Raw genomic sequence first — 20,869 nt, 5'->3', positions numbered from 1 at the left:
TCCATCCGGGGCGGTCCGTGACCGTCCCGGGGGCCCAGCGCAGCGTTCCGTTCAACAAATTGTCGAAAACGCGGCGAACTGATTTCACGCGGGCACGTTCAGTGCTAGTGCCGATCCGTTGCGCGCAGGCCATCCTGCCCAGAGGGGCGGCAGCCAACGCGTGGGATCGCCGTCATGAACGATACCAGCCCACCCCCTTTGTTTCTCACTGAGAACTCCGTCGCCGTTCCACTTCCGCGAGCGGTGCAGCAGGTCTTTCTCTGGGTCGTCGCCAGCATCGGCGGGCTAGCGACCCTTTCCCTGTTCGTGTTCGCCGTCGCCACACAAAGCGGCGCCGATGCGGAACGCATCGCGAGTGCCCAGAATGGCGATCGCTCTGGGCTTTCGGCACTGGTCGGTAGTCTGGCGGCCACGCATGGACGACCCGGCTCGATCTGAGCGGCGGCCTTAACCGGTCCGCAACCATACCGCACGATAGTTTGATCGACCGGCTGGCATCCCGCGTGTGGGATGAACAACCGGACGGTAGGGCATCCTGGTGCGAGTCGGTTGCGTGGGTACGAAACGATCACGACGGACGTCGCATCTTCGTTGGCTGAGTGCCGCGATGACCCCGTGGGCGGCTGGCGTCGGGTTACTGGTGTCCTTCACGGCAACGGCCGGCACCGACATGGCGCCTGGCATTGCAGGATCTCTTGCGCCAAGCGCCCGGCTTCTTGCCACTGCATCACCGGGTGCACGCCTCTCCGGGACGGAGACCCGCAGCCATCCGGCACGGCGGACGGCGAGCAGAGCAACCTTCGATCGCCCTGGGGAAACCGACAGCGAAGCGATTCTGGTTCGGGCCAGTCTGACCGAGATGAGTGGAGGATTGCTGCCGCCCGGCAACGCGGCACCGAGCCTCGACGTCGATGCGGGCTTCGTGCCGACACCGGATCTCGGACGCGTCCGGAGCCCGGAGGTAGAGGGTTCCGTCGTGGTCGTCGACGATGGCGCGACTCCGGCCATTCCACGCGCCGAAGCCTTGTCGTCCACCACGCCGGCGCCTGCCGACGCGACACCGATTGAAATCGCGGCCGCGAGCCTGGTGTTCCCAGGCCGGTCACCGCGGGCCGGACAGACCGATGGTGGGACATCGATTCCGGAGACCCCACCGGGCGTCGCGCGGCATCGCTACGCCGACCTGATTGGTGCTGATGCCAAGGATCGCGAGCAGCGTTGCCTCGCCGAGGCGGTGTATTTCGAAGCGCGCAGCGAATCCGAGGAGGGCCAGGCTGCGGTTGCGCAGGTGGTTCTGAACCGGGTCAAAAGCGGGCTTTATCCGAGCAACGTCTGCGGTGTGGTGTATCAGAACCGGCATCGTTACATGGGCTGCCAGTTCTCCTTCGCATGCGAGGGCAAATCCCTACGCATCACCGACGATGGGTCCTGGCAGACGGCCTCCCGCATCGCGAGCGCGGTGATCGACGGCCGCACTTACCTGGATGAGGTCGGCGGAGCGACCCATTACCATGCCGATTACGTAAGACCCGGCTGGTCGCGTCGCTTGAAGAAAATGGACGTCATCGGGCGGCATATTTTCTATCAGCTCAAGCGCGGACAAACCTGAAACTCGGTATTGTTCCGTGGTGTTTAACAGAAGCGGGGAAACACCTAAGTAGTCCTAAGCTTGGGTTAATTTTACCTTGAGTCTCGATAGAGCTTGATCGGACGGCAACTTGGCGGCCTCTGGGACGTCGAGAGGCGCGCAGGCTTCGCGCACCATCCCGTCCCGTAGAGCGTTTCGCGCCGAGGTACCCTCATGACCACGCCGGTCGCCCCCCGCCTTCTTATCGCTGCCCTCGCGGGCGCCGTCGTGACCATCTCGTCGGCCCAGGCCGGCGGCTGCGGCGGGGCCGAATGCTACCGCCACGTCAACACGCCTCCGGTCTATGGTGCCGTCTCCGAGCGTGTTCTGGTACGGCCTGCCGAAACGATCTATCGCACGATTCCGCCGGTCTATGAGACCGTCTCCGAACGGGTCGTCGTGGCGCCGGGCGGCCGCGTCTGGCAGACTCGCCGCGATGCTTATGGCGCGTTGATCGGCTGCTGGGTCGACGTCCCGCCCCAGTACGCGGTGCGCCGCCGACGCATTCTGGTACAGCCCGCCCAAACCGTCCCGGAGACGATCCCGCCGGAATACGCCAGTGTCCGGCGCCGCGTCCTGGTCCAACCGGCACGGTCGGGCTGGGTGCCGGCGAATTACGGCCAGGGCGGCTATCCAGGCACCTACGGCCCCAGCCTCGCCGTCGGTTCCATTCCGGACGCTTTCGGCATCACTGGAGCCAGTTCGGCGGATGTCGGCGTCGGTCTCGGCTTCTCCTCCGGCAGCATCTACGACGGCTATTGAGCGGGCGCCCATCACACGCGCCTCTGACGGCGGACACGCTCGGCGGCGCTTGATTCGAACAGGTGCCGCCACACCTCTGACAGAGGAAGCGGAGATACGCGATGGGTCACTTCAAGGCTTGGGTCGTCGAGAAGACGGAAACGGGCCAGTCCCTGACCTTCAAGGACTTCGACGAGGCCGACCTCATGGACGGCGACGTTACGGTGCGGGTCACCCACTCAACGGTGAACTATAAGGACGGCTTGGCGATGACCGGCCGCTCACCCGTCGTCCGGCGCTTTCCGATGATTCCCGGCATCGATTTCGCCGGCATCGTCGAACACTCCGACCATGGCGACTATAAGCCGGGCGATGCCGTCGTGCTCACCGGCTGGGGCGTCGGCGAGAGTCATCTGGGGGCCTATGCGCAGCGGGCCAGGGTGAAGGGCGACTGGTTGGTGCCGCTGCCGGCGGGACTCAGTCCGGCTCAGGCGATGGCGATCGGCACGGCGGGCTACACCGCGATGCTCTGCCTGATGGCTCTCGACCACCAGGGGGTGACGCCGGACCAGGGGCCGGCGCTGGTGACCGGCGCATCCGGCGGGGTCGGGTCGGTGGCGGTGGCGCTGATGGCCCGGGCCGGATGGCATGTGATCGCCTCGACGGGGCGCGATGCGGAAGGCGAATACTTGCGCGGGTTGGGCGCGTCGGAAGTGCTCGATCGCGCCGAGCTGTCCAAGCCGGGCAAACCGTTGGCCAAGGAGCGTTGGGCGTCCGCCATCGACGCGGTTGGATCGACGACGCTGGCTAATGTTCTGGCCAGCACGAAGGCGGATGGCGCGGTGGCCGCCTGCGGACTGGCGCAGGGCATGGATCTACCGACTTCCGTGGCACCGTTTATTTTGCGCGGCGTCTCGTTGCTGGGGATCAACAGCGTGACCACGCCCCAGCCGAAACGTCGCGAAGCCTGGGCACGGCTGGCGCGCGAACTCGATCACGACAAGCTCGCGGCGATGACCCAGACGGTGCCGCTGCCCGGCGTCGACACCCTTGCGGAGGCCATTCTTGAGGGGCGGGTGCGGGGGCGGACGGTGGTGGAGGTCGCCTGAGTATACCAGGAACGTCGTGTCGAGGTCGCGCGTTTTTGCACGCACAAGTCACGGAATACCATGAGCCAAGCATTTGTACGTGAGCGCGAGGGCGGCGAAGCCTTCGAGGATCTCCCCGACCGCCCGATCTCGTCGCATCCGAATTTCGTAACCCCGGACGGCTTGGCCCAGATCGAGGCCGAAGTGGCGCGATTGCAGGCCGAATTCTCGGCGCTGGAGCCGGGGGCCAAGGCCGATGAGGCGCGGGTGACCCGCGACCTGCATTACTGGACGGCACGGCTCGGGACGGCCCAGCTTGTCGAAGGTGAGACGGGGGAGGGCGCCCGCTTTGGGTCGACCGTGACGATCCTGCGCGAGGACGAGAGCCGCCAGACCTTCCGGATCGTCGGCGAGGATGAGGCCGACCCGGCCAAGGGTTCGATCTCCTACGTTTCCCCGATGGCTCGGGCCCTGACCGGCAAGACGGTCGGTGACGTCGTCGAGGTCAACGGGCACGAGGCCGAGATCACCGAGATCACCTGACGCCGCCTTCGCGCAAACCGCGCAAGAAAAAAGGCTCGGATTGCTCCGAGCCCTAGAAGGGAAAAGGCCATTGGGGGCTGAACTGGCCTTCGTGATGGGTCAACACGCGGCCGCCCTCTCGGTTCCCGATGATTTTGAAAAAATTTCAGCGCGGGGCGGCGGCCCGGCGGAGCCTGTCATTGATCGCCTCGCCCAGACCCGTTTCGGCGATCGCTGCGACCGCGATGGTGTCCGCTCCGATGCCATCGAGTTGGCGCAAGGCCGAGAACAGGTGAGCCGCGGCTTCGGCCAGATCGCCGGTCGGACTGAGATTGATGCGGGCCCGCGCCCGGTCGGCGCCCGGTACGGGATCCGGTCCGAATAGCAGCACCGCCTCGTCCGGCGCCACCTCGGTCGCGTCGAGGCGCACCCGGGCGCGCGGCGCGTAATGTGAGGCGAGAAGGCCGGGGCCGACCGGTTGGGCCGCATCCCCGGCCGCCAGTCCGGCGAAGTCGAAGCCGAGATGCGCCACCAGGGCGGCCCGGGTGATACCACCGGGGCGCAGCAGGCGCGGTGTTCCGCCGAGGCACGCCACCACGGTGGACTCGACCCCGACCAAGCTCCGCCCGCCATCGACCAGCGCGGCGATCCGGCCGTCGAGATCTCCCAGCACGTGGCCGGCATCGGTTGGGCTCACGCGCCCGGAGCGATTTGCCGAAGGCGCAGCGACGGGGCGACCGACGGCCCGGAGGAGATTGCGGGCGACGGGGTGCGCCGGCACCCGCAGGGCGACGCTCGGCAGCCCGGCGCGGGCGAGATCGCAGACCCGGCAGGTGGGCGAGGCCGGAACAACCAAGGTCAGGGGGCCGGGCCAGAACGCCTCGGCGAGGCGTCGGGCATCGGCGTCGAAGATCCCCTCGGGAAGGGCTGCGTCGAGATCGGACAGGTGCGCGATCAGGGGATTGAAGCGCGGGCGCTCCTTGGCGGCGTAGATCCGCGCCACCGCCGCCGGATCGCCGGCATCGGCACCGAGGCCGTAGACGGTCTCCGTGGGGAAGGCGACGAGCCGGCCCGCGCGCAGGAGCGCGGCGGCCTCGGCAACGCCCGCGGCATCGTCGCGAAGGCGACGGGTCGGCTCGGACGTGGCATCGGCGCCGATCGAGCCTTCGGGGATCGAGCCTTCGGGGATTGACCGCAGATCGTTCATATCTAAACTATCTTCGCTGTCGGGCGCGCGGTCCGGCCGGATTCGGGATTCGACCGGGCCTAGCGCCGGGTCGGGCCATGCGTCAAACACGGGGCGACACGCGTCGCTCTCAACCAAGGCGCGGGAGGAAACATCATGACGTATCGCGCCCCCGTCGCCGATATGCTGTTCAGCCTGCGCCACGTGGCCGGGCTCGAGGCGGCTCTGGCGTCCGGCCTTCATGGCGATCTCGCCGTCGCGGATGCCGAGGCGATCCTGAGCGAGGCCGGCAAGGTCGCGGAATCGCTGATCGCCCCCCTCAACCGGATCGGAGATCGCCACGGCACGCCGCTGAACGACGGCGCCATCACCACGCCGCCCGGCTGGCGCGAGGCTTACCAGACCTGGATCGCCGGCGGCTGGAACGGCCTGAGCGCCGACCCGGACCACGGCGGGCAGGGCCTGCCACTGGTGCTCAATGCCGCCTGCAACGAGATGTGGAACGCGGCCAGCATCGCCTTCGGCCTGTGTCCGCTGCTCACGGCCGGTGGCATCGAGGCCCTGGCGCAGCACGGCTCGGACGATCTGAAGACCCGCTACCTCGACAAGCTGGTCTCGGGCGAGTGGACCGCCACCATGAACCTCACCGAGCCGCAGGCCGGCTCGGACCTCGCGCTCTTGCGCAGCCGCGCCGAGCCCACCGGTGACGGACGCTATCGGATCGTCGGCGCCAAGATCTACATCACTTATGGCGAGCACGACCTGACCGACAACATCGTCCACCTCGTCCTGGCGCGCCTGAAGGATGCGCCGGCGGGCACGCGCGGCATCTCGTTGTTCCTGGTGCCGAAGGTCCTGCCGGACGGCAGCCGCAACGACCTGCGCTGCTCCGGCATCGAGCACAAGCTCGGCATCCACGGCTCGCCGACCTGCTCGATGGCCTTCGGCGACAACGGTGGCGCCATCGGCTGGCTGATCGGCGAGGAGAATCGCGGCCTCGCCTGCATGTTCACGATGATGAACTCGGCCCGCCTCAATGTCGGCCTCCAGGGCGTCGGCATCGCCGAGCGGGCCTACCAGCAGGCGCTGGGCTATGCCCGCGACCGGCGTCAGGGCAGGGCGCCCGGCGCTCCCGAGACCAGCCCCATCGTCGACCATTCCGACGTGCAGCGCATGCTGCTGACCATGAAGGCTTTCACCCAGGCCGCGCGCGGCATCTGCTACCTCACGGCCGCGGCCCTCGATGCCGCGCAGGGCCCGGAAGGGCAGGAGGCACATGACCGCGCCTCGCTGCTCACGCCGATCGCCAAGGCCTTCTCCACCGACATCGCCAACGAGGTCACGTCGCTCGGGGTCCAGGTCCATGGCGGGATGGGCTTCGTCGAGGAGACCGGCGCCGCCCAGCACATGCGCGACGCCCGCATCCTGGGAATCTACGAGGGCACCAACGGTATCCAGGCCATCGACCTCGTCGCGCGCAAGCTGCCGCTCAATGGCGGCGCCACGGTGCGGGCGCAGATCGCCCGTTTGCGCCAAACCGCCGAGGGCTTCCTCAAGGATCCGGATCCGGCCTTCGGGAGCCTCGGCGCCCGGCTGCGGGCCGGGATCGAGAGCCTGGACCGGGCGACGAGCTTCCAGCTCAAGGCCCTTGCGTCGAACCGGCCCGAGACGGCGCTGGCGGGCGCGACGCCGTACCTGCGCCTGTTCGGCCTGGTGCAGGGGGGGGCCTGCCTCGGTCGTCAGGCGCTCGCCGCCAACGCCGCCCTGAAGGCGGGGGACACCGATCCCGCCCATGCGGGCCGGATCGCGCTGGCCCGCTTCTTCGCCGACAACCTGCTGACCGCTGCCGGCGGCCTGGAAGAGAGCGTCATCGCCGGCGGTCGCTTCACCGAGGATGCCGGTCTCGCCCTGGCGAGCTGATCGGCGCGGCGACCGGGGCACCGATCCTCGAGACGGCGCAGAGACCCATCCACGCACCTCCGTTCCGTGACGAAACGGGGGGTGCACACGCAGCGACGGCATCCGGGGGCAGCATGAGCGAGCACATCGCGATCGAGGATACGGCCGATGGCGTCCGCCTGATCCGGATCGACCGTCCGGAGAAGAAGAACGCGCTGACCGGCGCGATGTACGACACCATGCGGGAGGCTTTGGCCGAGGCCGACGCGACCGATGCGATCGGGGCCGTGGTCTTCGCCGGTGCGTCCGGGGCGTTCAGCGCGGGCAACGATCTCGCGGATTTCGTCGCCGGGGCGGGCAAGCCGTTCGGCGAGGCGCCGGCACTGCAGTTCATCCGCCAGCTCGCCCGCACCCGCACGCCGATGATCGCGGCGGTGGACGGGATCGCGGTGGGGATCGGCACGACCCTCACCCTGCATTGCGACCTCGTCTATGCCAGCCCGGCATCCCGCTTCCGCATGCCCTTCGTGGAACTCGGCCTCGTGCCGGAGGCGGCGTCGAGCTACCTGCTGCCGCGCCGGGTCGGCCTGCTCAAGGCCACCGAGATGCTGCTGCTGAGCCAGCCCTTCGACGCGGACGAGGCGCTCGGCCTCGGGCTGGTCAACGGGGTGATGCCGGCCGGGCTGCTGCTGGAGCACGCCCGGGCGCAGGGCGCGCGCCTCGCCGGGCTGCCGCGCGGGGCGGTGGCGGCGACGCGAGCCCTGATCCGGGGCGATCAGGCCGCCCTGGAAGCGGCCCTGGAGGCCGAGGCCGTCGCCTTCGAGGAGCGCCTGCGCTCGCCGGAGGCCCAGGCGGCCTTCATGCGTTTCCTCGGCCGGGTCAAGCCGGCGTGAGCCGGATTCCGGATCTTCGTGGAAAGGTCTGTCTCGTCGCCGGAGCCTCGCGCGGGGTAGGGCGCGGTCTGGCGCGCGGTCTCGGTGAGGCCGGCGCCACCGTCATCGTCACCGCCCGGTCGAGCGAGACGGGTCCGCGCACCGAGGGGCGGCCCGAGACCATCGAGGACACCGCCCGGGTGGTCGATGCCGCCGGGGGCGAGGGCCACCACTACCTGTGCGACCATACCAGCGAGCGCGCCGTCGATACCCTGGTCCATTGGGCTCTGCGCCGGTTCGGCCGCATCGACGTGGCGGTATCCAGCGTCTGGGGCGGCAACGAGGGCTATGACGGCGAGCGCTACGGCGACGGCGCCGCCTGGGGCACGCCGTTCTGGCGCCGCTCGGCCGAGCCGCTGTCGGATTTCTTCGGAAGCGGCCCCTATCCGGCCCTGCTGCTGGCCCGCGCGGTCGCCCCCGCCATGGTCTCGGCCGGGGGCGGCCTGCTGGCCTTCGTCTCCTTCGACACCGAGCCCGCCTATCTCGGCGACATCTTCTACGATCTCACCAAGGCGACCACGAATCGCCTGGCTTTCGCCTGCGCCCAGGAACTGGCGCCGCACGGAGTCACGGCTCTCGGCCTGTCCCCCGGCTTCGTGCGGACCGAGCGGGCCATCGACATCGGACATGCCGACCGGGCGACGGAGAGCCCGCTCTATGCCGGCCGGGCGCTCGCCGCCCTGGCGGCCGACCCGGCGATCGCCGCCCGGGCCGGGCGCATCCTCCATGCGGGCGATCTCGCCGCCGAATATGGCTTCACCGACGCGGACGGCACGCAGCCGGCCCGGTTCCAGATCCACGCCGAGGAGACCTGAAACATGCGTGATTCGCTGCAGGGCAAAACCCTGTTCATCACCGGAGCCTCACGCGGCATCGGCCTCGCCATCGCCCTGCGGGCGGCCCGCGATGGCGCCAACATCGCCATCGCGGCCAAGACCGATGCGCCGCATCCGAAGCTGGAGGGCACCATCCACACCGCTGCCGCCGCCATCGAGGCCGCCGGCGGCCACGCCCTGCCGCTGCTGGTCGATGTCCGCGACGAGGACAGCGTCGCCTCCGCGATCGCGATGACCGCCGAGACCTTCGGCGGCATCGACATCGTGGTGAACAACGCCAGCGCGATCGCCCTGACCCGCACGCCGCAGACGGAGATGAAGCGCTTCGACCTGATGCACGGCGTCAACACGCGCGGCACCTACATGGTCAGCAAATACGCGATTCCCCACCTCGCCAAGGCGGAGAACCCGCACATCGTCATGCTGTCGCCGCCCCTCGACATGGCCGAGAAGTGGTTCGCGCCGCACCTCGCCTACTCGATCGCCAAGTACGGCATGTCGCTTTGCGTCCTCGGCCTCGCGGGCGAACTCCGGCGCCAGGGCATCGCCGTCAACGCCCTGTGGCCGCGCACCACCATCGCCACCGCCGCAGTGCAGAACCTGCTCGGCGGCGACGCGCTGATGCAGGCGAGCCGGACGCCCGAGATCCTGGCCGACGCGGCGCACGCGCTGTTCCGCCTGCCCGCCCGCGCGGTGACCGGCCGTTTCCTCATCGACGACAGCTTCCTGGCGGAGCAGGGTGTCACGGACTTTTCAAAATACCGGGTCACACCCGGCATTCCTCTTGCGCCGGACTTCTTCGTGCCGGATGCGAGCACACCGCCTCCCGGGGCCTTCGCCTGAGACATCCCGCGTGATCTTCATCCACCAGCCGGTCGCCGGCGCCGGGCAGACCCTGCTCGAGCGCCGTTCCCTCGAATTGCAGGAGCCGATTCCCGACGACACCGTCTGGCTCGACATGGTGCGGCCGAGCCGCGAGGAAGACCTGAAGGTCGAGGTCTTCATGGGCATCTCGGTGCCGACCCGCGAGGAGATGAAGGACATCGAGCCCTCCGAACTCCTCTACGTCGAGGACGGGGCGCGCTACATGACCGGCCGGGTGCTGAGCAAGGTCAGCGAATCCGAGGAGCCGGGCCTGGCCGGCATCACCTTCATCCTGCGCGGCAACCGCCTCGTCACGGTGCGCTACGAGGAGCCGCAGGCCTTCCGGATGTACACCCAGCGGGCCGGCCGCTCCACCGGCAACGGCCCCTCCGCCGTGCCCTCAGGCGAGACCATCCTGGCCGGACTGATCGAGACGGTGATCGACCGGGCGGCGGACGTGCTCCAGCTCCAGGGCGAGCGCATCGACCGGCTTTCCGGCAAGATCTTCGAGGAGAAGGAGGACCCGAGCGCCCGCAACACCGCACTCCAGGACACGCTGCGCGCGCTCGGCCGCCACGGCGACCTGATCTCCAAGCAGCGCGAGAGCCTGGTCTCGATGGAGCGCATCCTGCTCTCCTTGTCGGCGACCTACCGCACCGCCAAGGCGCCGCGCGAATTGCGCGAGGATGTGCGCTCGACCCTGCGCGACCTGCAGTCGCTGGAGGAGCACGCCACCTTCCTGTCCTCGAAGATCCAGTTCCTCCTCGACGCCACCCTGGGCCTCGTGAACCTGGAACAGAACAACATCATCAAGCTGTTCTCGGTGATGGCGGTGGTGTTCATGCCGCCGACCCTCATCGCGTCGATCTACGGCATGAACTTCAAGATGATGCCCGAACTCGACTGGGGGTTCGGCTACCCGATGGCGGTGGTCATGATGGTTGTGGCGGCGGTGCTGCCGTACGTGTTCTTCCGCTGGAAGAAATGGCTCTAGCGAGTATTCGAGGCATCCCGTTAAGAATGCTGAGGCAGTCTCGCATCATTCGGCGTGACCCAGGGACGGAGTTGCGCCACTGGGGCGACGTCCATGACCTTGAAGACCACAACCATCCGAACCCGGTTGGTTGCCAGCTTTACGATCGTCACGCTGTTCATCTTAACAATTGGCTGGATCGGCCTGTCCGGGGTCGACCGGATGAACAAACTGCTGACGGCGGTCCACACCAACTGGCTGCCGAGCGTGCAGATGAGCGGCCGGATCGACACCGCGCTGGCCCGCTACACAACCAGCCTGTTGCGGGCGACGCAGACCTCGGATGGCGGCGACCTCGCCAAGATCGAGGGCGACATGGCCAAGCGGCGCGAGCAGGTCGCCACCCTGTCCAGGTCGCTCGAGCCGCTGATCAGCTCGGAAGCGGAGCGCACCCACGTCGAGGCCTTCCGGCGCGAGGTCGCGAGCTTCTTCACCGCCGCCGACCGGATTCTCGCCGTCGCCCGCTCCGGGGGCCAGGGCGACGCCTATCGGCTCTACCTGTCGGACGGGGTCGAGCCGCGCCGGCGCGCCTCGACGGCCCCGGAGAAGGTTATCGAACTCAACGATGTCGGCGCGGCGCGGGCCGAGGCGGATGGCCGGGCCGTCACGGCGCAGACCGAGGCGGTCGCACTCGGCGCCCTGGCGCTGGCGGTGGCGCTGGCGATCCTGCTCGCCGTGCTGATCATCCGCAGCATCGCGCGCGGCATCGACTCGGTGGTTCGGCCCATGACCGGTCTGACCGCGGGCGACCTCACCGTGTCCATCCCGCACCAGGGCACCGGGACCGAGATCGGCCGCATCGCCGACGCGGTCCAGGTCTTCAAGGACAGCCTGATCCGGATGAAGCGCCTGGAAGAGGAGACGGCCCTGGCCCGCGCCGGTGCCGAGGCCCAGCGCCGGCAGGCGATGCACGAGATGGCCGACGGGTTCGAACGCGCGGTCGGCGGCATCGTCGGCTCGGTCGGCCACGCGGCCGGGGAATTACAGGCGACCGCCCAGGCCATGAGCGGCACCGCCACCCAGACCGCGAGCCAGTCCGTCTCGGTGGCGGCGGCGGCCGAAGAAGCCGCCTCCCATGTCGAGACGGTGGCGGCCGCCGCCGAGGAACTCGGCTCGTCGGTCCAGGAGATCGGGCGCCAGGTCCAGGGCTCGGCCGAACTCGCCGGCGCGGCCGTGCGCGAGGCGAGCACCACCGCCGGACTGGTGCAGGAACTCTGCGGCGCCACCGCCCGCATCGGCGACGTGGTGAAGCTGATCTCCGACATCGCCGGGCAGACCAACCTGCTGGCCCTCAACGCCACCATCGAGGCGGCCCGCGCCGGGGAGGCCGGCCGGGGCTTCGCGGTGGTGGCGACCGAGGTCAAGGAGTTGGCCGGGCAGACGGCACGGGCCACCGACGAGATCGGCACCCAGATCGCCCGCATCCAGGGCGCGACGGCGGAGAGCGTGCGCGCCATCGCGGCGATCCGGGGCCGGATCGACGAGATCAGCACCGTCGCCACCACCATCGCGGCGGCGGTCGAGGAGCAGGGCGCGGCCACCCAGGAGATCGTGCGCAACGTCGCCGAGGCGGCAACCGGCACGGGCGAGGTCACGGCCAACATCGCGGGCGTGGCGGGTGCGGCCGAGGAGACCGGCGCGGCGGCGAGTCAGGTCCTGGCTTCGGCCTCGGCGCTGTCGCGCCAGTCGGAGCATCTCGGCCAGGAGGTCAGCCGCTTCCTCGCGAGCGTACGCGCCGCCTGAATCCGGCCGGGACCCGGGGACAGCCGGTCCCGGCCCTTGCCCATCGGCGCCGGATTGGGGATCGTCCGCCGATGTGTGGACGCTTCTTCATCGCCCAGGCCCCCGAGATCTTCCGGGCCTTCTATGGTTACCCCGAGGTGCCGAACTTCCCGCCCCGCTACAACGTGGCGCCGACCCAGCCCGTGCCGGTGGTTCTGTCGGAAGCCGGGCGCCGACAGTTCCGGCTGGTGCGCTGGGGCCTGTGGCCGAGCTGGGTCAAGGACCCGAAGGCCTTCCCCCTCGTCATCAACGCGCGGGTCGAGACCTTGGGCGAGAAGCCGACCTTCCGCGGCGCCCTGCGCCACCGCCGCTGCGTGTTTCTGGCCGACGGATTCTACGAGTGGCGCCGCGAGGGCACCGGCAAGTCCGCGACCAAGACGCCTTTCATGATCCGCCGGGCGGACCGCGCGCCGATGGCGCTCGCGGGCGTGTGGGAGAACTGGCTCGGCGCCGACGGGTCCGAGGTCGATACCGCCGCCATCGTCACCACGGGTGCCAACGGCACGATGGCGGCGGTGCACGATCGGATGCCCGCGATCCTGGCGCCGGAGCAGGTCGAATCCTGGCTCGACAGCCGCGGCGTCGAACCGGATGCGGCCGTGCGCCTGTGCCGGCCCTGCCCGGACGACTGGCTCACCCTCGACCCGGTCAGCCCCCGCGTCAACAACGCCCGGATCGACGAACCGGACCTGATCGTGCCGCTCGCCTCACCCCATCCCGGCAGTCCCGAGCGCGGGCGGCCGTCGGCCGAGCAGCCGCGCTCCAGCGACGAGGATGCGCAGGGCGCGCTGTTTTGAATCGGATGCGCGGCCCATCGCCCGCCGGGGCGGCCGGGTGGGGCCAGCCATTGCGTCCGGGCCGCAAAGGCCGCATCGCTCATCGGATTCGCGGAATCAGCGGAACAGGTGGGGACAGCATGACGCCGGACGAGATCGAAACCCTGAACCGGGCCCGGGACAGCCTGGCCCGCCAGCGCGGTGCCCTCGCCAAGCGCATCGGCGCCAGCGACGTCGCGGCCCCCTCGGCCGCGGAGGACCTGACTCGCATCCTGCTGGCGATCGAAGCGGTGGACCGTGCGCTGGTCGATGCCGGCCGGCCCTACACGCCGCCCGAGCACTGACGGCGCCGGACATGGACGACACCAAGGACGCCAACGGCACCAAGCTGGCGGACGGCGATTCCGTCACGCTGATCAAGGACCTGAAGGTGAAGGGCACGTCCACCACCCTCAAGCGCGGCACCCTGATCAAGAACATCCGCCTGACGGACGATCCGGACGAGATCGAGTGCAACGCCGACAAGGTGAAGGGTCTGGTGCTGAAGACCCAGTTCCTGAAGAAGGCCTGACGGGCTTTCGCTCAGGTTGCGGTGGGCGGTCAGCTCGACGGGTCTCGGGCGAGCCCGGGACCCGCTGAGGAGAGCGACAGGTCGAACGTCGAAAACTACTCGTCCGACGCGCTCGGCGCGCGGGCCGGGGAGCGGGTGAGGCTGCGGATGGACCGCAAGGGGCGGCCGGACTTTTCCGCGATGGCGCGGTCCTGCTCCTCGATGAGCTGGCGGGCCGGCTCATCGCCGTCGAGCCCGCCGAGGATTTCCATGGGAACGCGCCGGTTCGAGGCGCGGGACTCGTCGTCGTAGAGGACGTCGAACAGGACGGAGCCGCGCTCCTGCGGTTTCGACTTGGTACGCTTGGCCATGACGGGACGATGCTCGGACTGGAAGGCGGGTGGGGGAAAATGCCAACGGCCACGGATGGGGGCGTGGCGGGTGCGCGTACATCCGGCGTCACCCTGGCCCTGCATCGTGGCCGTCTCCGATCAAGCGACGTGGGTCGCGACCGGCCTGGCCGGTAAATGGAGTCCGAATGCGCCTTTGGCAAGGCGAGCATGGGTGGAGCGATCGGCGTCGGTGCCGGGAACAGGGGCAATCGGCGACAGGGCTCCCGCTTCGTCAGGTCCGCCCCGGCCCTGCGCTGTCCTCTGCGGAACGGGTCTGGCACGATGCGTGCGCCGCTGGCGGCCAGGACCAGAATCCGGGGGACCGCATGACCGACCCACGCCCGCTGACGCGATTCTCCGTGGCTCCCTTGAGCGCGATGACCCGACATCTCGCCGCCGTGGCCTCCGGCCGGGCCGAGCCGGATCTCGTGATCACCGGGGCGCGCCTGCTCTCGACCTATTCCGAGCGCATCCTGCCCGACCGCGAGGTCTGGATCGCCGGCGGCCGGATCGCGGCGGTGCGGCCGGCCGGAACCTACCGGGGCGCGGCAGCGCGCAGGGACGTGCGCGGCGGCCTTCTGGCGCCGGGGCTGGTCGACCCGCACCTGCACATCGAGAGCAGCATGGTCACGGCCTGTGCCTATGCCGAGGCCGCGCTTCTCAACGGCACCACCACCATCGTGTGCGACAGCCACGAGATCGGCAACGTCCTGGACAAGGACGGCATCGCCTGGATGCTGGAGGATGCCCGCCAAGCCCCCCTCAACATCTACCTGACGGTGCCCAGTACCGTCCCGGCGACCTCGCCCGAGCTGGAGACCGCCGGCGGCGACCTCGACGCCGGCAAGATCGCGGCCCTGTTCGATGCCTGGCCGGAGGCGATCGGGCTCGGCGAGAAGATGGATTTCGTCGCCGTGTGCGAGGGCGACCCACGCGCTCACGCCATCCTTCAGGCCGCGCTGGAGCGGGGCCGCCCGGTCTCGGGCCACATCTACGGGCGCGCCTTCGTGGCGGCCTATGCGGCGAGCGGCGTCACCGACACGCATGAGGCCATCGACCGGGATATTGCCGACGATCTGCTCGAGGCCGGCCTATGGATCTACCTGCGTGGCGGCCCGCCGACCACGCCCTGGCACAGCCTGCCCAAAGCCATCGGCACCATCCTGGATTACGGCGCCGCCGCCAAGCGCGTCTGCGTCTGCACCGACGACCGCGACGCGCAGGACCTCCTGGCCTACGGCCTCGACTGGGTCGTGCGCGAAGCGGTGCGGATGGGCATCCCGAAAGTGCAGGCCTGGGCGATGGGCTCGCTGCACCCCGCCACCCGCTACGGCCTCGACAGCGAGATCGGCGGCTTCGGCGGCGGCCGGCGGGCCGATCTCGTGCTCCTCGACGACGACCTCGTGCCGCAAGCGACCTGGTACGGCGGTGAATGCGTGGTCGAGAACCGCACGATCACGCCGCGGCTCGATGCGGCCCTGTCGCGGCCCTACCGCTACCCCGCTCCCGCCTACGCGACCATGCACCTGCCGGACCCGTTGCCGGCGCTGATCCCCGCGCTGCCCGGGGCGCCGTGTCGGATCAACGCGATCCGCACCACCCTGCCGGGCATCGAGCTGACCCACGAGGTCGTGGACCTCGTGCCGGGCGCCGACTGGGGCGCGACCCTGGCGCAGAACGACCTCTGCTTCGTGAGCGTGATCGAGCGCCACGGCCGCGCCGGCACGGTGGCACACGGCCTTCTGCGCGCCTTCGGCCTGAAGCGCGGCGCGGTCGCGAGCAGCGTCGGCCACGATTCGCACAATGCGATCGTCGCCGGCCTGAACGAGGCCGACATGCGCGTCGCCCTCGACGCCCTCGGCGCCATCCAGGGCGGCGTCTGCGTGGTGGAGGACGGCCGCGTCGTGGCGCTGGTGCCGCTGCCGGTCGCAGGGCTGTTGTCGGACAAGCGCGTCACCGTCGTGGCCGAGGAGGTGCGGGTGCTCAAGGCGGCCTGGGAGCGGGCAGGCTGCACCATCCCCTATATGGGCTTCAACCTGATCCCGCTCTCGGTCATCCCGGAGATCCGCATCACCGACAAGGGTCTCGTTCTGGTTCCGGCCATGCGGATCGTGCCGCTGTTCGAGGCCGCCTGAGGCGAATTTCACCGGCGAGTCCCTTGCCGGCCGGCCGTTCCGTCGGCGCGGGATCGCCGCGCGGGTGGGGGTCGCTGGCGCGAGATTGCATCGGGCAAGATTGCACCGGGCGAGATTGCATCGGGCGAGATTGCATCGGGACGGAACTCCCGCGCGCGTTGTCCGTTGTCAGGCAGGTCTCAACAGCCTCTCGTTCCTCCCAAGCTTTCACAGCCTGCCTGCCGGAACCGGCGCGCGGGCTGTTTTCTTGTCATGGGATCGTCCCGAACTTCGATGATAAGGTCGGAGACCGGAGCGGCTGGACACGGTCCCGGATTGTCGACGGAGTTGCCCCGATGCGTAGCCTGCTCACCCTCATCATCGTCGGCGCGATCGCGTTCGTGCTCGTCGGCATGTACGTGGCGCCCGGCCAGCCTGAATTGCGGACCTGGTACCTGCGCAACGCCTGCGAATACCTCGACAAGGTCTCGCCTCAGATCTGCGCACCGATGCGCAAGGCCGAGGTCGGGGTGCCGACCTGAACGCCGTCGACTGGGTCTTTCGCGATCGGCGCACCGGCGCGATCACCATTGCGCAGCGGCCGAACGCGCCGCTGCTGATCTTCGCGGCCTGCGCGCTCATCGACGGGATCGTTGCGCCGGAGGGCTCGTGGGGCATCGCCCTGCGCGCCGCCGGCGCCCTCGCCCTGGCCTATTGGGCACTCGACGAACTCCTGCGCGGCGTGAATCCCTGGCGCCGCGGCCTCGGTGCCGCGACCCTCGGGTTTCTGGCTTGGCGGATCGGGCAGCAGGTCTGGTGAGCACCGGCTGTCGGCATCCTGCTTTCCGTCGCGGCAAGTGGGGAGCCTTCAAGACAGCGGTGAGCCTTCAAGACAGCGGGGCTTGCATCATCCGATGCCAGCCCCCTTCGCCCGGACGACACCGGGACGACGGCTTGCGGAACTGCCGCGCTCCCCTATCATCCTGGTGGCGCGACGCGCGTAGGGGAGGCGGGGCATGACGTTCTTCATCGGGATCGCGGGACCTTGGTTCGTGATCGCCCTCCTTGAGATGATCGCGCTGCGACGGGACAGCGACCTGGCGGCGGAGGGTTTGGCCCCGGCCGGTGCGTCGTCGTTCAGCGTTGCCCGCAGCGCCTACCTCGCCTAACTCGCTCGTTGACGGCGGCTCGCTCGGGCGGGCCGTCCAGCGAAGGCGAGGATCGACGTGCGGATAGCAGGCGAACAGGCGACCGGCGCGGCCCCGCGCCTCCGGGGCGTTCGGATCTGGCTCTACCTGCTCGCGGCGCTCGTCGTGGCGATGGTGGCGGTCGGGGGTGCGACGCGCCTGACGGGGTCCGGCCTGTCGATCACCGAGTGGCGCCCGGTCACCGGTGCGATTCCGCCGCTCTCGGCCGAAGCCTGGGCCGCCGAGTTCGACAAGTACAAGGACACGCCGCAATACCGCATCCTGAATGCCGGGATGGGCCTGTCGGACTTCAAGGTCCTGTACGCCTGGGAATGGGGCCACCGCCTGCTCGGGCGCATCGTCGGCCTCGCGTTCTTCCTGCCGCTGCTGTGGTTCTGGTGGCGCGGCGCCCTGACCCGCCGCCTCGGGCTCGGCCTTCTCGGGCTCGGCCTGCTCGGCGGCCTCCAGGGCGCGATCGGCTGGATCATGGTCGCGTCCGGGCTCCAACCCGGCATGACCGCCGTGGCGCCGATCAAGCTCGCCCTCCACCTGACCACCGCCAGCCTGATCCTGGCCGGCCTCGTCTGGCTCGCGGCCGGCCTGCGCACGTCCGATGCGCCGGTCGAGGCCGTCGCGCCGCGCCTGCGCCGGACCGCTACCGTGCTGATGGGCCTCGTGCTGCTGCAGATCTTCCTCGGCGGTCTGGTGGCCGGCTCGAAGGCCGGGCTGGTCTACAACACCTGGCCGACCATGGACGGTCACCTCGTGCCGCCGGTTTCGGAACTGTTCGCCGGAACGCCCTGGATCGAGAACTTCGTCGACAACCTCGCCCTGGTGCAGTTCAACCACCGCCTGACCGCCTACCTGCTGCTGGCGGTCGCGCTCTTCCACGCCCTCGACGCCCGGCGCTCGCTGCGCGGCTCGGCCGTGGCGCGGCGGGCAACCGGCGTCGCCGGCCTCGTCCTGGCGCAGGCGACCCTCGGCATCGCGACCCTGCTGCTGGCGGTGCCGCTCTGGGCGGCCCTGTCGCATCAGGTATTCGCCATGGCGGTGCTGACCATGGCGACGGTTCATGCGCGGCGGATGCAGGCGGTGCCCGCTCCCGTGCGGCTTGAGGCGCCGACGACGCCCTTCGGCTTCGAGGCCCTGGCGCCCCGGACCTGACCGGACGCGCGACACCTGCCATGTGCGGATCGAGACATCGCGACCGCAATGCAGCGAACCAGGGTTCCGCTCGTACGTTCGACCCCCGTCCCGGCGTCGCGCTGGCTTCCGGCCAGAAGCGACGCCCGACGATTCTGAAACGCGAGAGGACAAACCCTGCATGCTGGACGCCGAACCGTCACGTCCATCGTCGAACCCCTCATCGACCAGCGCGCCCGGCACCGGCGCGCAGCGCGATAGCCTCGCGCCGCCCGCGAAACGCTCGCACAAGCCGCAGATCTGGCTCGCCGTGGGCCTGACCGGCCTGCTCGGTGTCGTCTGGGCGGTGGCGATCGCCAGCCGCTATCCGGGTGTTCTCCCCGGCTGAACATTTTCCTGTTGATGGCCCGAACTCGGTAGTTGTCGCGTGGAACGCGGCAACAGGTTGAAGCGTAGCATCTGGTGAAAGACCGGAGGTCGGCGATGCTTTTAGCGGACGACGGACGCCCGACGGGAGTAACCTGGAACTACAGCCGGAACGAACTTCTGGCGGATGGCGCGGTCCACGTCGTCGGCGTGGCCCTCGGGGTCGCAGGCGCCATCGCCATCGTGGTGATCGCGGCGCTCTCGCCGCTCACTCTGGTCGAACGCGCCGGCGTGACGATCTACGCCGCCGGACTCGTCTCGATGCTGGGGGTCTCGGCCACCTACAACATGTGGCCGGTGTCCCGGCGCAAGTGGCTGCTGCGGCGCGCCGACCACGCGCTGATCTACCTGATGATCGCCGGAACCTACACGCCCCTGGTGGCGATGGTGGGCGCCGGAGAGGCGGCCTGGAGCCTCCTCGCCGTGGTCTGGCTGGTGGCGGCGATCGGCATCGCCCTCAAGCTGTTGCTGCCCGGCCGCTACGACCGCGCTTCCATTTGCCTTTACCTCATCCTCGGCTGGAGCGGCGTCATCGCCTACGATGCGGTGATCGGTCAGCTATCCCCGAATGCGCTGGGACTGCTGGCGCTCGGCGGCGTGCTCTACTCGGCCGGCGTGGTGTTCCATGTCTGGCGCAGCCTGCCGTACCAGAACGCGATCTGGCACGCCTTCGTACTGGCCGCGACCGCCTGCCACTATGGGACGGTGCTGGCGACCGTGATGCAGGCCGGCGCCTGAGGGCGCCGGTGCTTCGGGGCGATAGGCCCGGCGGTCACTTGCCGGAGCAGAGGCCCCGGTCGGCGAGGGTGCGGTGCTCGCGCGGATCGCAATCGGTCGACAGGAACGAGGCCCATTCGGCGGGACTGCCGTAGAAGGCGTTGCGGTCGACATCGCCGCGCACGCCCGGCACCCGGCCGGTCGAGGTGAACTGCCACAGCATCCACTTGCGCTTGACGTAGCGCTGCTCGGGCTCGGCCGCGGTCGAACGGACCCAGTGCGGATAATCCGGCAGTTCGTCTTCGAGCACGTCCTTGTGGAAGGTGATGTCGGTGTAGATGATCGGGCGCTTGCCGGTGTAACGCTCCATCTCGTCGAGCATGTAGCGGATCATCGACAGGGCCTGGGCCTTGGGCAGCTTCTTCGGGCAGAGCTGGGAATGGCCGTTCCACTCGACGTCGAGGACCGGGGGCAGGGCGGTGGGATCGTTCGGGACGTTCTTCTTGAACCAGGCCATCTGATCCTGGGCCGAGCGGCACCAGAACACGAAGTGATAGGCCCCGCGCGGCACGCCGGCCTGGGCCGCTCCGTCCCAATTGGTTCGGAAGCGCTCGTCCACGTGGTCGCCGCCCTCGGTCGCCTTGATGAAGGCGAACTGGGTTCCGGCGGCCCGCACCGACATCCAGTCGATCGGGCCCTGCCATTTCGAGATGTCGATGCCCTGGACCGGGTGCTGCTTGGCCCGCGCCACGCCGGGATGCGGCTTGGCATCGCCCTTGGTGGGATAGAAGTCTGTAGTGCCGGAGCAGGCCGCGAGCGCAGACAACACCGCCACGGCGGCACCCCGCCGCAAGGTCTCGCGAAGAACCTGGAAACGGACCGGCTGGTTCTGGCGTGTCGGGACAGTCCCGTTCCTCAGCCGCATTGGTCCCCGATCCATCATTGACGCACGCACTCTATGGCTAAGGGATGGCCCGGCGCGGTTAACAGACCTTTGACGGCATTGCGGCGGATTTCCGGAAGTCGTGGTGAGACGGTCACATCCGTCGCGGAC

23 protein-coding genes are annotated in these 20,869 nt (G+C 69.4%); 20 read left to right on the top strand and 3 right to left on the bottom strand.

Features of this window, described 5'->3' with window-relative positions; genetic code table 11:
• Positions 1–174: 174 nt before the first annotated feature.
• From ASF60_RS22505 to greA, 5 genes are all read left to right on the top strand, one after another.
• Complete coding sequence (locus ASF60_RS22505) at positions 175–438, top strand: hypothetical protein (protein WP_156634363.1); 264 nt, start codon at positions 175–177, stop codon at positions 436–438.
• Positions 439–607: 169 nt separating this feature from the next.
• Complete coding sequence (locus ASF60_RS22500) at positions 608–1,609, top strand: cell wall hydrolase (protein ID WP_056190387.1); 1,002 nt, start codon at positions 608–610, stop codon at positions 1,607–1,609.
• A gap of 192 nt (positions 1,610–1,801) precedes the next feature.
• Positions 1,802–2,389, top strand: a complete 588-nt coding sequence (locus ASF60_RS22495; protein WP_056190385.1) for a hypothetical protein — start codon at positions 1,802–1,804, stop codon at positions 2,387–2,389.
• 101 nt (positions 2,390–2,490) lie between these two features.
• Positions 2,491–3,477, top strand: coding sequence for an acrylyl-CoA reductase (NADPH) (gene acuI, locus ASF60_RS22490; protein ID WP_056190382.1), 987 nt, complete (start codon positions 2,491–2,493; stop codon positions 3,475–3,477).
• Between the two features lie 60 nt (positions 3,478–3,537).
• Positions 3,538–3,999 (top strand): transcription elongation factor GreA, encoded by a 462-nt coding sequence (gene greA / locus ASF60_RS22485; RefSeq protein WP_056190380.1) that lies wholly within the window; start codon positions 3,538–3,540, stop codon positions 3,997–3,999.
• A gap of 145 nt (positions 4,000–4,144) precedes the next feature.
• Here the strand turns inward: greA and ASF60_RS22480 are convergent, their stop codons facing one another.
• A complete protein-coding gene (locus tag ASF60_RS22480) occupies positions 4,145–5,185 on the bottom strand; it encodes an L-threonylcarbamoyladenylate synthase (RefSeq protein WP_200941015.1) in 1,041 nt (346 codons plus the stop codon).
• Between the two features lie 135 nt (positions 5,186–5,320).
• On the opposite strand from ASF60_RS22480, the gene ASF60_RS22475 reads away from it, so the two are divergent.
• From ASF60_RS22475 to ASF60_RS22435, 9 genes are all read left to right on the top strand, one after another.
• Complete coding sequence (locus tag ASF60_RS22475; RefSeq protein WP_056190377.1) at positions 5,321–7,084, top strand: acyl-CoA dehydrogenase; 1,764 nt, start codon at positions 5,321–5,323, stop codon at positions 7,082–7,084.
• A 113-nt stretch (positions 7,085–7,197) separates the two neighbouring features.
• Positions 7,198–7,956 carry an enoyl-CoA hydratase-related protein gene (locus ASF60_RS22470; protein WP_056190376.1) on the top strand — a complete coding sequence of 253 codons (759 nt, stop codon included), beginning with the start codon at positions 7,198–7,200 and terminating at the stop codon, positions 7,954–7,956.
• Entirely contained in the window at positions 7,953–8,810 is an 858-nt protein-coding gene (locus ASF60_RS22465; RefSeq protein ID WP_082508140.1) for an SDR family NAD(P)-dependent oxidoreductase, read from the top strand. The genes ASF60_RS22470 and ASF60_RS22465 overlap by 4 nt, the downstream gene beginning before the upstream one ends.
• Before the next feature lie 3 nt (positions 8,811–8,813).
• The gene (locus tag ASF60_RS22460; RefSeq protein ID WP_056190374.1) at positions 8,814–9,674 is read left to right on the top strand and encodes an SDR family oxidoreductase; all 861 of its coding nucleotides are present in this window, start codon (positions 8,814–8,816) and stop codon (positions 9,672–9,674) included.
• A 10-nt stretch (positions 9,675–9,684) separates the two neighbouring features.
• On the top strand, positions 9,685–10,689 hold the full coding sequence (locus ASF60_RS22455) for a magnesium transporter CorA family protein (protein WP_056190372.1): 1,005 nt from the start codon (positions 9,685–9,687) through the stop codon (positions 10,687–10,689).
• A gap of 93 nt (positions 10,690–10,782) precedes the next feature.
• Positions 10,783–12,471: a methyl-accepting chemotaxis protein gene (locus ASF60_RS22450; RefSeq protein ID WP_056190370.1), complete on the top strand. Its 1,689-nt coding sequence runs from the start codon at positions 10,783–10,785 to the stop codon at positions 12,469–12,471.
• 71 nt (positions 12,472–12,542) lie between these two features.
• Complete coding sequence (locus ASF60_RS22445) at positions 12,543–13,307, top strand: SOS response-associated peptidase (protein WP_056190368.1); 765 nt, start codon at positions 12,543–12,545, stop codon at positions 13,305–13,307.
• 119 nt (positions 13,308–13,426) lie between these two features.
• Entirely contained in the window at positions 13,427–13,630 is a 204-nt protein-coding gene (locus tag ASF60_RS22440; RefSeq protein ID WP_056190366.1) for a hypothetical protein, read from the top strand.
• 11 nt (positions 13,631–13,641) lie between these two features.
• A complete protein-coding gene (locus ASF60_RS22435; protein ID WP_056190364.1) occupies positions 13,642–13,857 on the top strand; it encodes an alkylphosphonate utilization protein in 216 nt (71 codons plus the stop codon).
• Positions 13,858–13,952: 95 nt separating this feature from the next.
• On the opposite strand, the gene ASF60_RS22430 is transcribed toward ASF60_RS22435, so the two are convergent.
• The gene (locus ASF60_RS22430) at positions 13,953–14,207 is read right to left on the bottom strand and encodes a hypothetical protein (protein WP_056190362.1); all 255 of its coding nucleotides are present in this window, start codon (positions 14,205–14,207) and stop codon (positions 13,953–13,955) included.
• 347 nt (positions 14,208–14,554) lie between these two features.
• Between ASF60_RS22430 and ASF60_RS22425 the strand changes: the two genes are divergently transcribed.
• The 6 genes from ASF60_RS22425 to trhA all read left to right on the top strand — a co-directional run bounded on the left by ASF60_RS22425 (position 14,555) and on the right by trhA (position 19,836).
• Positions 14,555–16,363, top strand: coding sequence for an adenine deaminase (locus tag ASF60_RS22425; RefSeq protein WP_056190360.1), 1,809 nt, complete (start codon positions 14,555–14,557; stop codon positions 16,361–16,363).
• Between the two features lie 335 nt (positions 16,364–16,698).
• Complete coding sequence (locus ASF60_RS22420; RefSeq protein ID WP_056190358.1) at positions 16,699–16,884, top strand: hypothetical protein; 186 nt, start codon at positions 16,699–16,701, stop codon at positions 16,882–16,884.
• A 474-nt stretch (positions 16,885–17,358) separates the two neighbouring features.
• Positions 17,359–17,511, top strand: a complete 153-nt coding sequence (locus tag ASF60_RS25250) for a hypothetical protein (RefSeq protein WP_200935836.1) — start codon at positions 17,359–17,361, stop codon at positions 17,509–17,511.
• 51 nt (positions 17,512–17,562) lie between these two features.
• A complete protein-coding gene (locus ASF60_RS22415) occupies positions 17,563–18,693 on the top strand; it encodes a COX15/CtaA family protein (protein ID WP_056190356.1) in 1,131 nt (376 codons plus the stop codon).
• Between the two features lie 160 nt (positions 18,694–18,853).
• Positions 18,854–19,060: a hypothetical protein gene (locus ASF60_RS22410; protein WP_056190354.1), complete on the top strand. Its 207-nt coding sequence runs from the start codon at positions 18,854–18,856 to the stop codon at positions 19,058–19,060.
• Between the two features lie 95 nt (positions 19,061–19,155).
• The gene (trhA, locus tag ASF60_RS22405; RefSeq protein ID WP_056190351.1) at positions 19,156–19,836 is read left to right on the top strand and encodes a PAQR family membrane homeostasis protein TrhA; all 681 of its coding nucleotides are present in this window, start codon (positions 19,156–19,158) and stop codon (positions 19,834–19,836) included.
• Positions 19,837–19,870: 34 nt separating this feature from the next.
• Here trhA and ASF60_RS22400 read toward each other — a convergent pair whose 3' ends face one another.
• On the bottom strand, positions 19,871–20,668 hold the full coding sequence (locus ASF60_RS22400) for a glycoside hydrolase family 25 protein (protein ID WP_056190443.1): 798 nt from the start codon (positions 20,666–20,668) through the stop codon (positions 19,871–19,873).
• Positions 20,669–20,869: the final 201 nt, after the last annotated feature.

The organism is Methylobacterium sp. Leaf113 (assembly GCF_001423325.1).
Lineage (GTDB): Bacteria > Pseudomonadota > Alphaproteobacteria > Rhizobiales > Beijerinckiaceae > Methylobacterium.
Note: the sequence above shows the minus strand (reverse complement) of the source record. Positions and strands in the feature narration are given on the sequence as shown.

Bases quoted from the DNA above. Each gene is read 5' to 3' on its own strand.
- ASF60_RS22505 (WP_156634363.1), top strand. From the start codon at position 175: ATGAACGATACCAGCCCACCCCCTTTGTTTCTCACTGAGAACTCCGTC.
- ASF60_RS22500 (WP_056190387.1), top strand. From the start codon at position 608: ATGACCCCGTGGGCGGCTGGCGTCGGGTTACTGGTGTCCTTCACGGCA.
- ASF60_RS22495 (WP_056190385.1), top strand. From the start codon at position 1,802: ATGACCACGCCGGTCGCCCCCCGCCTTCTTATCGCTGCCCTCGCGGGC.
- acuI (WP_056190382.1), top strand. From the start codon at position 2,491: ATGGGTCACTTCAAGGCTTGGGTCGTCGAGAAGACGGAAACGGGCCAG.
- greA (WP_056190380.1), top strand. From the start codon at position 3,538: ATGAGCCAAGCATTTGTACGTGAGCGCGAGGGCGGCGAAGCCTTCGAG.
- ASF60_RS22480 (WP_200941015.1), bottom strand. From the start codon at position 5,185: ATGAACGATCTGCGGTCAATCCCCGAAGGCTCGATCCCCGAAGGCTCG.
- ASF60_RS22475 (WP_056190377.1), top strand. From the start codon at position 5,321: ATGACGTATCGCGCCCCCGTCGCCGATATGCTGTTCAGCCTGCGCCAC.
- ASF60_RS22470 (WP_056190376.1), top strand. From the start codon at position 7,198: ATGAGCGAGCACATCGCGATCGAGGATACGGCCGATGGCGTCCGCCTG.
- ASF60_RS22460 (WP_056190374.1), top strand. From the start codon at position 8,814: ATGCGTGATTCGCTGCAGGGCAAAACCCTGTTCATCACCGGAGCCTCA.
- ASF60_RS22450 (WP_056190370.1), top strand. From the start codon at position 10,783: ATGACCTTGAAGACCACAACCATCCGAACCCGGTTGGTTGCCAGCTTT.
- ASF60_RS22445 (WP_056190368.1), top strand. From the start codon at position 12,543: ATGTGTGGACGCTTCTTCATCGCCCAGGCCCCCGAGATCTTCCGGGCC.
- ASF60_RS22440 (WP_056190366.1), top strand. From the start codon at position 13,427: ATGACGCCGGACGAGATCGAAACCCTGAACCGGGCCCGGGACAGCCTG.
- ASF60_RS22435 (WP_056190364.1), top strand. From the start codon at position 13,642: ATGGACGACACCAAGGACGCCAACGGCACCAAGCTGGCGGACGGCGAT.
- ASF60_RS22430 (WP_056190362.1), bottom strand. From the start codon at position 14,207: ATGGCCAAGCGTACCAAGTCGAAACCGCAGGAGCGCGGCTCCGTCCTG.
- ASF60_RS22425 (WP_056190360.1), top strand. From the start codon at position 14,555: ATGACCGACCCACGCCCGCTGACGCGATTCTCCGTGGCTCCCTTGAGC.
- ASF60_RS22420 (WP_056190358.1), top strand. From the start codon at position 16,699: ATGCGTAGCCTGCTCACCCTCATCATCGTCGGCGCGATCGCGTTCGTG.
- ASF60_RS25250 (WP_200935836.1), top strand. From the start codon at position 17,359: ATGACGTTCTTCATCGGGATCGCGGGACCTTGGTTCGTGATCGCCCTC.
- ASF60_RS22410 (WP_056190354.1), top strand. From the start codon at position 18,854: ATGCTGGACGCCGAACCGTCACGTCCATCGTCGAACCCCTCATCGACC.
- trhA (WP_056190351.1), top strand. From the start codon at position 19,156: ATGCTTTTAGCGGACGACGGACGCCCGACGGGAGTAACCTGGAACTAC.